Genomic DNA, 8,547 nt, shown 5'->3' with positions numbered 1-8,547 from the left:
GCCCGGTACTGACTTGCCCGGTACCGGCTTGATCCGTGGCCTCTTGGTCGGGGTCGCCATCCCCGTCGGCGTCTTCGCCTACGGTGTCGCGGCGGCCCTCGGAGGTGCCTTGGTCTGTGGCGTTCTGCTCGGGGTCGTCTTCGGCGGCGGTGTCCTTGGCGGCGGTCTCCTGCCGAGAGTCGGCGTCACCGGTGTCCGGAGGGGTGGTTGAGGGGGTGGTGCGGGCGTCCTCGTCCCCCGCGAGGTCGTCGCGGTCGGGGTTCTTGTCGCTCATCGGTCCCGTCTCGGCGGGGCCCTGTCAGGGCGCCTGGTTCGCGTCGTTCGTCAGTCTAGGAAGGCGCGTGATTCACGGGGAGCGCGCGCCTCCACTTTGTTGGACCCGTGACGCGTCCGTTGTGTTCACAAAAAGGCGGAAAGTCGTGGTCGATCGCCGCCGGATGGTCCCGACGTTCCGTACGATCGTCGCCGTGAGCGGGGGATGGGTGATCGGCGGCCGGTTCACCATGCTCGACCGGATCGGGGTCGGAGGGACGAGCCGTGTGTGGCGGGCGTACGACCATGGGGTGGGACGCTACTGCGCCGCCAAGCTCGTCCAGCAGCGCGGTCCCACGTCGATGGCCCGGGTCGTCCGCGAACGGGCGCTGCGGCTGGCGCATCCGCATGTGCTGACGCCCTACGCGTCCTGCACGACCGACGACGACATGCTCCTCGCGATGGACCTGGTGAGCGGCGGCTCGCTGGAGACGCTCATCGGGGACTACGGCAGGCTCCCACCGGCGTACGCGGCGGAGGTCCTGGACCAGTTGCTGGCCGCCCTGGGGCACATCCACCGGGCCGGGGTGGTGCACCGCGACGTGAAGCCCGCGAACCTGCTGCTGGAGCCGAGCCCTGTCGGGGCACCGCACGTCCGGCTGGCGGACTTCGGGATCGCGCTGGAGGACGACGGGATGCGGCTCACCACGACGGGCTTCACCGTGGGGACGCCGGGATACCTCGCGCCCGAGGTGCTCGACTGGAACCGTCCGGGACCGCGCCAGGACCTGTACGCGGCAGGCATGGTCTGCTGGCGGATGCTGACCGGCGCCGGCGACCCCGAACCGCGGCAGCGGGTGGGGGCGCCCCCCGCGGGGGTGCCGCCGAGGCTGTGGGCCGTGGTCGCCCACCTGTGCGCCGAGGACCCGGCCCGGCGTCCGGACAGCCCCGACACCGCCCGCCGAGCCCTGGCGGCGTGCGGCTTCCAGTTGCAGTTCCCCGTCCGCACGCTCGACGGCGAGCCCCTCCAGATCTTCGACCACCTGGGCCCGCCACCCCGCTGACCACCTCACCCGTCACACGCCCACCCGTCACGAAACCGTGCGCCGTGAACTCGGGCGTGAGGGGCCAGGGGCGTCAGGACTGGGCGGCGGAAATGACCACTCGGCGGTTCTTGGCCCGCCCGTCCGGGTCGTCGGAGCCGTCCGGCCTGGTGTTGGGGGCGGTCGGTTTCGTCTCGCCGTAGCCGGTCGCCTTCAGGCGGGAGCGGTCGATACCGCCCTTGGTGGCCAGCCAGTCGACGATCGCCTGGGCGCGGCGTTCCGACAGCGTCTTGTTGGACGCGGGGTCGCCCTTGGAGTCGGTGTGGCCGTCGACCTGGATGGGGGCGTCGGACGGAACCTCCTTGCGGATCGACGCGGCCAAATCGGTCAGGCTCTTCGCGGCGTCGGACTTGATGTCGGCCTTGCCGAAGTCGAAAAGGACGTCCGCCTTGATGTTGTACGCGATGCTGCCGTCGCCCTCGATGACCTGTCCGGGCCCGGCCCGGTACGCCTTGAGGGACGCCCCTGCAACGCTGACCCCGCGAACGCTGACCTCCGGCACCGACACGCCGGGGACACTGACCGCCGGGATGCATTCGCCCTTGTCATTACAGGTGCGTGGGCGGTAGAGCGAGCTCCGGTAGAGCGAACTGCGGTAGAGGGAACTGCGGTAGAGGGAGGCCCGGTACACGGAGCTGACGTACTGCCCCTCCTCGGACGGCTTGCTCTGGCACACCTCATGCCGGGTGACGGGAGAACGCGACACGGCGTGGCGCGAGACCTCTGCGCGCGTCACCGGCGGGACCTCGATCCCCGGCGCTTTGACACCGGGAATCGTCACGGCGGGAATCTTCACACCCGGGATCGAGACTCCCGGGATGGCGACCGCGCCGAGGCAGCCGCCCGGGGCGGGCTTCAGGTCGACGCACTGCGCCGGGATGCGCTGGGCGGGGATGTCAACACCCGGGATCGTCGCGGCCGGGATCTTCCGGCCGCTGATCGTCGCCTCGGGGATGTGCACGGGGTCGGCGTGCACGGCGGAGATCTCCACGGCCTCGATCAGCTCACCGCCGTTCGGGCAGCTCGCCGGCTCCGGCCCGGGGGAGCGCTGCCCGGTGGTGGGCTGCCCGGTGGTGGGCGATGCGGAGGGCTTGGCGGCGCCGCCCGCGTTGTCGTTCGGGCGGTCGCCGTCCCCGCATGAGGAGAGGAACGGTCCGGCGAGCAGCGCCGCGGCCATGATGCGTAAGGTGCGGTTCACGGGTTTCAGTCCTTCTCGTAGGTGATGTCCACCCGGCGATTCTTCGCGCGGCCGTCGGGGTTGTCCTCGCCGCCCTGCTCGTTGGGTTCGACGGGTTCGGTCTCGCCGTAGCCCTTCGCTTCGATGCGGAGACTCGTCCCGTCCAGGGCGCGCTGCAAGGCGGCCTGGACGGCCTCGGCGCGCTGCTTCGACAGGGTGAGGTTGTAGTCGTCGTCGCCGACCGAGTCGGTGTGGCCGGATACTTCCACGGTGCCGCCGACGTCGCGCAGGCGTTTCGCGAGTTCGTCGACGCGCCGTTCGGCGGTGCCGGTGAGCGTCGCCTTGCCGAAGTCGAACAGGACGTCCGCCGAGATGCGCACGGTGACCTGCCGGCCGTCGTCCTCCTCGGTCTCCAGCGGGACGACGGCCTTCGACAGGTCGATGCCGCGGACGGACTTGTCCGTCTCGACGGTGCGTACCGACTTGGCGATGTTGGAGTCGGGGGCGTCCGGCGCGGCCCCGGCCACCGACGGCACGGCCAGGAGCGTGCCCAGGACGCCCGCGAACAGGATGGTCCGGTGCATGCCGGTCACCGCTCGATCGGGATGTTGCGGAAGGTGGGCCACGCGCCGATCTGCACGTCCACGGCCTCCACGTTCTCCGGCGGGGCGGCGAAGGTGTAGGAGAAGGTGCCGGTCTGGTTGTTGGCGATGTGGGTGAAGATGTCGTCGGTCTCCATCTCGTCGCCGCTGGAGTCCTTGACGACCACGTACCGCTTGAGGTTCACGGGGTCGATCAGCGAGGTGCCGAGGCCGTTCCTGCCGTTCAGCTCGTAGGGGTTGGGGTTGTCCTCGCCGCCCGGAGGGATGTGCGGGGTGTACTGCGTGGAGAGGGTCGCCAGCTTGCCTCTGACCTTGATGCCCATGATCGCGATGTCGATCTTGGCCCCCGGTGCGATCGGAGAGTCGAAGGTCCCCTTCGTCACCGGCTTGGCGGCCTGGTCGAAACCGGGCCGGCCGCCCTTGACCGCCTCGCCCGCCGACCCGCCGACCGGCTCTTCGGTGGACGAGGAGCCGGAGTCACTCCCCGGCAGGGCGCAGCCGGCCAGTCCGCCGGTGAGAAGCAGCACCGCGGCCGTGGCGGTCGCCAGGCGATGTGACACGTGCATGGTCGATCCTTCCGATGTGTCGCATATGCAAACGAAAACTTCCGTGGCACCATGACCTTGGGAGACCTGTCAACGTGTGCGCATGCGAATCTTATGTTTGCAACTGTGAATCGTCAAGGGGGTTGGTCGGATTGTCCGTAGCAGGGGACACGGTGGTCCGGAATCGCGCGCTGCAGACCGAGTGGTACGGCGAGCCGCTCGGCGATCGCGTCCGCCCGCTCCTCGACCGGCTCGGGCTCTCGCAGTCGGGGCTGGCCGGTGTGCTCGGCCTGTCCGCGCCGATGCTCTCCCAGCTGATGTCCGGCCAGCGGGCCAAGATCAGCAACCCGGCCGTCCTGCACCGGTTGATGGCGGTCGAGGAGATGGTCGCCTCGCCCGGCTTCGGCGCGATGACCGCCGCCGAGGTCAAGGAACGCCTGGAGGAGATCGGCGCCGAGTCCGCGGCGACGACCTCCGGGCTGCGCATGACCACCCCCGAGCGCGTCCCGTCCGCCGGCCGCGCGACCGCCGGGCAGGGCGGCGGGTCCGGTGAGCGGGAGGGGGATGACACGGCCGCCCGCGGACGAGGTCCCGCCGAGTCGGCCCGCCTCGTCCAGACCGTCCTGCGCGAGGTCGCCTCCGCCGCCGAGATCGAGGACGCCGCCGCGCTCATCGCCGAGCGCTTCCCCGACCTCGCCGAGGTCCTGCGGGTGTACGGCAACGGCCGCGCGAGCGAGGCCGAGGCCCACTTCATCCGGAAGATCCTCGGCCACGCCTAGACCCCGGACGGTGGAGGAGGCGGCAGGGCGAGAGTCGAGCGGAGCTCGTCCGTTGGTAGGTGGTGGGTGGGGGCTGGGGGACGGTCATGCCGTAGTGCGCTCGTCTCGATTCCCCTGGGCCATAACAAGTGGTTATGGATGGCGGGCGGCGTCACGGTGCCGTCCGGTGGTTAAAGTCTGTGGTCAGACTCACATGCGGGTCTGCTTGTTGTGTATGTCACAGCTCCCGGCGGGTGGCGTAAGGTCGCTTCGCTAGAAGCGCACACGAGGCGTCACCGCCCGCATGCGGCACTGCTTCCGGTCGCCCGTGACGCGGCCCGGGGCCGGGACGCATCACCGGCGGCTCACGTGCACCGGGCCGGCGGCTCGGGCGCGAGGGGCCGGCGGCCGGGCGCGGCGGTCGCGCGGTGCGTTCAGACCGTGATACGGGGACACGACGACCCGAGCTCAGGAGAGCGAACGATGAGCACTGTGGAGGCGCCGGCGAAATCGCGCGCCCAGATCAAGGAACGCACGCTCCGCAAGGACAACTGGCGCCTGTATCCGGTGTCGATATTCGTGATCTTCACGGCGTGGGTGGTGTACGCGACCGTCCGGGCCTTCTGGGGCGCCGCCTTCTACGTCCCGGAGTTCCACTATCTGACGCCGTTCTACTCGCCGTGCCTGAACGAGATCTGCAACAACGTGACGGTGAACGGCCACACCGGCAGCGCGGCGGAGTTCGGGACGTTCCTGCCCGAGAGCACCCGCGGCTGGATCCCGTTCGCGGCGATCTCGCTGCCCTTCCTGCTGCTGTTCCGGCTGACCTGCTACTACTACCGCAAGGCGTACTACCGCTCGTTCTGGGCGTCGCCGTCCGCCTGCGCGGTCCGGGAGCCGCACGGCAAGTACACCGGGGAGCGGCGCTTCCCGCTGATCGGTCAGAACCTGCACCGCTACTTCTTCATCGCGGCCGTGCTGATCTCCCTCATCAACACCTACGACGCGCTCCTCGCCTTCCACGGCAAGGACGGCGGGTTCGGCATCGGGCTCGGCACGCTCATCCTGGTCGGGAACGTGATCCTGCTCTGGCTCTACACCCTGTCGTGCCACTCGTGCCGGCACATCGTCGGCGGGCGGCTGAAGAACTTCTCCAAGAACCCCGTCCGGTACCGGATGTGGGGATGGGTGTCCAAGCTCAACCAGCGGCACGGCACGTACGCCCTGATCACGCTGGGCTCGCTGGTGGTGGCCGACTTCTACGTGATGCTGGTCGCCAGCGAGACCATCTCCGACCTGCGTATCTTCAACTGAGGCCAAGGAATCATGACTGAGATCGAGAGGCACTCGTACGACGTCGTGGTGATCGGCGCCGGCGGTGCCGGGCTGCGCGCGGCGATCGAGGCGCGCCTCCAGGGCAAGAAGACCGCGATCATCTCCAAGTCGCTGTTCGGCAAGGCCCACACGGTGATGGCCGAGGGCGGCGCCGCCGCCGCCATGGGCAACGTGAACTCCAACGACAACTGGCAGGTTCACTTCCGCGACACGATGCGCGGCGGCAAGTTCATGAACAGCTGGCGGATGGCGGAGCTGCACGCCAAGGAGTCCCCGGACCGGATCTGGGAGCTGGAGCTGTGGGGCGCGCTGTTCGACCGCACCAAGGACGGCAAGATCAGCCAGCGCAACTTCGGCGGGCACGAGTACCCGCGGCTGGCGCACGTCGGTGACCGGACGGGCCTGGAGCTGATCCGCACCGCGCAGCAGAAGGTCGTCGCGCTCCAGCAGGAGGACCACGCCGAGCACGGCGACTACGAGGCCCGGCTGAAGGTCTGGTCCGAGACGACCGTGACGCGCCTGCTGAAGGACGACGACGGCAGGATCTGCGGCGTGTTCGGCTACGTCCGCGAGACCGGCAGGTTCGTCGTGTTCGAGGCGCCCGCGGTGGTGCTGGCGACCGGCGGCATCGGCAAGGCGTTCAAGGTCACGTCCAACTCCTGGGAGTACACCGGCGACGGCCACGCGCTGGCCCTGCTGGCGGGCGGGACGCTGCTGAACATGGAGTTCGTGCAGTTCCACCCGACCGGCATGGTCTGGCCGCCGTCCGTCAAGGGCATCCTGGTGACCGAGTCGGTGCGCGGCGACCGCGGCGTCCTGCGGAACTCCGAGGGCAAGCGGTTCATGTTCGACTACATCCCCGAGGTGTTCAAGAACCAGTACGCCACCACCGAGGAGGAGGGCGACCGCTGGTACGACGACCCCGACAACAACAACCGTCCTCCCGAGCTGCTGCCGCGTGACGAGGTCGCCCGCGCGATCAACTCCGAGGTCAAGGCCGGCCGGGGGTCGCCGCACGGCGGGGTCTTCCTCACCGTCGTCGACCGGATGCCCGGCGGCGCCGCCGAGATCGTCAAGCGGCTCCCGTCGATGTACCACCAGTTCAAGGAGCTGGCGGACGTCGACATCACCAAGGAGGCGATGGAGGTCGGCCCGACCTGCCACTACGTGATGGGCGGGGTGGAGGTCGACCCCGACACCGGGGCGGCGCTGGTGCCGGGGCTGTTCGCCGCGGGCGAGGTCTCCGGCGGCATGCACGGCTCGAACCGGCTCGGCGGCAACTCGCTGTCGGACCTGCTGGTCTTCGGCCGGCGGGCCGGGCTCGGCGCCTCGGAGTACGTGGACGGGCTGGCCGAGCGTCCCGCGGTCACCGATCCCGAGATCGAGGCGGCCACGGCCGAGGCGCTCGCCCCGTTCGAGCGGGAGGGCGGCGAGAACCCCTACGCCGTCCACGCCGAGCTGCAGCAGACGATGAACGAGCTGGTCGGCATCATCCGCAAGGAAGAGGAGCTGGCGCAGGCGCTCGCGTCGCTCGACAAGCTCCGTGAGCGGGTCGCGAACGTCAGCGTCGAGCCCGTCGCGGTGGGCGACGACGGCCGCGGCTACCACCCGGGCTGGCACCTCGCGCTGGACCTGCGGAACATGATGCTGGTGTCGGAGGCGGTCGCCAAGGCGGCGCTGGAGCGGCAGGAGAGCCGCGGCGGCCACACCCGCGACGACTACCCGCAGATGTCGGCGGACTGGCGGAAGATCAACCTGGTCTGCTCGCTGGCCGGCGACCCGTCCGCCCCGCGCATCGAGCTGAAGCGGCAGCCGATGACGCCGATGCGCGACGACCTGCTCGGGCTGTTCGAGAACGACGAGCTGAAGAAGTACCTCACCGCCGAGGAGCTGCCGGCCGCCCTGGCCGAGGAGGTCGAGTCGGAGGAGGCGGAGGCCGCGGCCGGTTCCGGTGCGACCGCCGCGTCCGCCGAGAAGAAGGACGAGGAGGGCGACCGATGAGCTACGAGGCCAAGTTCAAGGTCTGGCGCGGCGACGCGGGCGAGGGCGAGCTCGCCGACTACACCGTCGAGGTGAACGAGGGCGAGGTCGTCCTCGACATCATCCACCGGCTGCAGGCCACGCAGGCCCCCGACCTCGCCGTCCGGTGGAACTGCAAGGCGGGCAAGTGCGGCTCGTGCTCCGCGGAGATCAACGGCATGCCGCGGCTGCTGTGCATGACCCGGATGTCGACGTTCGACCCGGACGAGACGGTGACGGTCACGCCGATCCGTACGTTCCCGGTGATCCGCGACCTGGTCACGGACGTGTCGTACAACTACCAGAAGGCGCGGGAGGTCCCCTCGTTCGACCCGGGCGACGCCAAGCCCGGCGAGCTGCGCATGCAGCAGGTGGACGTGGAGCGCTCGCAGGAGTTCCGCAAGTGCATCGAGTGCTTCCTGTGCCAGAACGTCTGCCACGTCATCCGCGACCATGAGGAGAACAAGGAAAACTTCTCCGGGCCGCGTTTCCTGATGCGGATCGGCGAGTTGGAGATGCACCCGGCGGACCAGGCCGACCGGCGCAACATCGCGCAGGACGACCACGGCCTCGGCTTCTGCAACATCACCAAGTGCTGCACCGAGGTCTGCCCCGAGCACATCAAGATCACCGACAACGCGCTGATCCCGATGAAGGAGCGCGTCGTGGGCCGCAAGTACGACCCGGTGGTGTGGCTCGGCAGCAAGCTCGGCATCGTCAGGAAGGGCCAGGACACCCCGTCCGCCTGACCAGACC

The 8,547-nt window shown here is 69.7% G+C and carries 9 protein-coding genes; 5 read left to right on the top strand and 4 right to left on the bottom strand.

Annotated elements, in window-relative coordinates; translation table 11 throughout:
- The coding region (locus tag E1281_RS15030) for a hypothetical protein (RefSeq protein WP_131878517.1) at positions 1–274 on the bottom strand (274 nt) is incomplete at its 3' end.
- Between the two features lie 193 nt (positions 275–467).
- Here E1281_RS15030 and E1281_RS15025 point away from each other — a divergent pair.
- Positions 468–1,316: a serine/threonine-protein kinase gene (locus E1281_RS15025; RefSeq protein WP_165958937.1), complete on the top strand. Its 849-nt coding sequence runs from the start codon at positions 468–470 to the stop codon at positions 1,314–1,316.
- A gap of 73 nt (positions 1,317–1,389) precedes the next feature.
- Here E1281_RS15025 and E1281_RS15020 read toward each other — a convergent pair whose 3' ends face one another.
- From E1281_RS15020 to E1281_RS15010, 3 genes are read right to left on the bottom strand one after another with little or no spacing between them, the layout of a single operon-like run.
- A complete protein-coding gene (locus tag E1281_RS15020) occupies positions 1,390–2,553 on the bottom strand; it encodes an OmpA family protein (RefSeq protein WP_131878513.1) in 1,164 nt (387 codons plus the stop codon).
- Positions 2,554–2,558: 5 nt separating this feature from the next.
- Positions 2,559–3,116, bottom strand: a complete 558-nt coding sequence (locus tag E1281_RS15015; RefSeq protein ID WP_131878511.1) for an OmpA family protein — start codon at positions 3,114–3,116, stop codon at positions 2,559–2,561.
- A 5-nt stretch (positions 3,117–3,121) separates the two neighbouring features.
- The gene (locus E1281_RS15010) at positions 3,122–3,700 is read right to left on the bottom strand and encodes a hypothetical protein (RefSeq protein ID WP_131878509.1); all 579 of its coding nucleotides are present in this window, start codon (positions 3,698–3,700) and stop codon (positions 3,122–3,124) included.
- A gap of 152 nt (positions 3,701–3,852) precedes the next feature.
- Between E1281_RS15010 and E1281_RS15005 the strand changes: the two genes are divergently transcribed.
- The 4 genes from E1281_RS15005 to E1281_RS14990 all read left to right on the top strand — a co-directional run bounded on the left by E1281_RS15005 (position 3,853) and on the right by E1281_RS14990 (position 8,540).
- Positions 3,853–4,458, top strand: a complete 606-nt coding sequence (locus tag E1281_RS15005; RefSeq protein ID WP_243716967.1) for a helix-turn-helix domain-containing protein — start codon at positions 3,853–3,855, stop codon at positions 4,456–4,458.
- 462 nt (positions 4,459–4,920) lie between these two features.
- Positions 4,921–5,751 carry a hypothetical protein gene (locus E1281_RS15000; protein ID WP_131878505.1) on the top strand — a complete coding sequence of 277 codons (831 nt, stop codon included), beginning with the start codon at positions 4,921–4,923 and terminating at the stop codon, positions 5,749–5,751.
- A 12-nt stretch (positions 5,752–5,763) separates the two neighbouring features.
- Entirely contained in the window at positions 5,764–7,773 is a 2,010-nt protein-coding gene (locus tag E1281_RS14995; protein ID WP_131878503.1) for a fumarate reductase/succinate dehydrogenase flavoprotein subunit, read from the top strand.
- A complete protein-coding gene (locus tag E1281_RS14990; protein ID WP_131878501.1) occupies positions 7,770–8,540 on the top strand; it encodes a succinate dehydrogenase/fumarate reductase iron-sulfur subunit in 771 nt (256 codons plus the stop codon). The genes E1281_RS14995 and E1281_RS14990 overlap by 4 nt, the downstream gene beginning before the upstream one ends.
- The last annotated feature ends 7 nt before the right edge of the window (positions 8,541–8,547 follow it).

Origin of the sequence: Actinomadura sp. KC345, assembly GCF_004348515.1 — a bacterium.
Classification (GTDB): domain Bacteria; phylum Actinomycetota; class Actinomycetes; order Streptosporangiales; family Streptosporangiaceae; genus Spirillospora.
The sequence above is the reverse complement of the archived record's forward strand: the minus strand, read 5'-3'. Positions and strand labels throughout refer to the sequence as shown.

Excerpts from the sequence above, each read along its gene's own strand:
- E1281_RS15015 (WP_131878511.1), bottom strand. The coding sequence starts at position 3,116 with ATGCACCGGACCATCCTGTTCGCGGGCGTCCTGGGCACGCTCCTGGCC.
- E1281_RS15010 (WP_131878509.1), bottom strand. The coding sequence starts at position 3,700 with ATGCACGTGTCACATCGCCTGGCGACCGCCACGGCCGCGGTGCTGCTT.
- E1281_RS15000 (WP_131878505.1), top strand. The coding sequence starts at position 4,921 with ATGAGCACTGTGGAGGCGCCGGCGAAATCGCGCGCCCAGATCAAGGAA.
- E1281_RS14995 (WP_131878503.1), top strand. The coding sequence starts at position 5,764 with ATGACTGAGATCGAGAGGCACTCGTACGACGTCGTGGTGATCGGCGCC.
- E1281_RS14990 (WP_131878501.1), top strand. The coding sequence starts at position 7,770 with ATGAGCTACGAGGCCAAGTTCAAGGTCTGGCGCGGCGACGCGGGCGAG.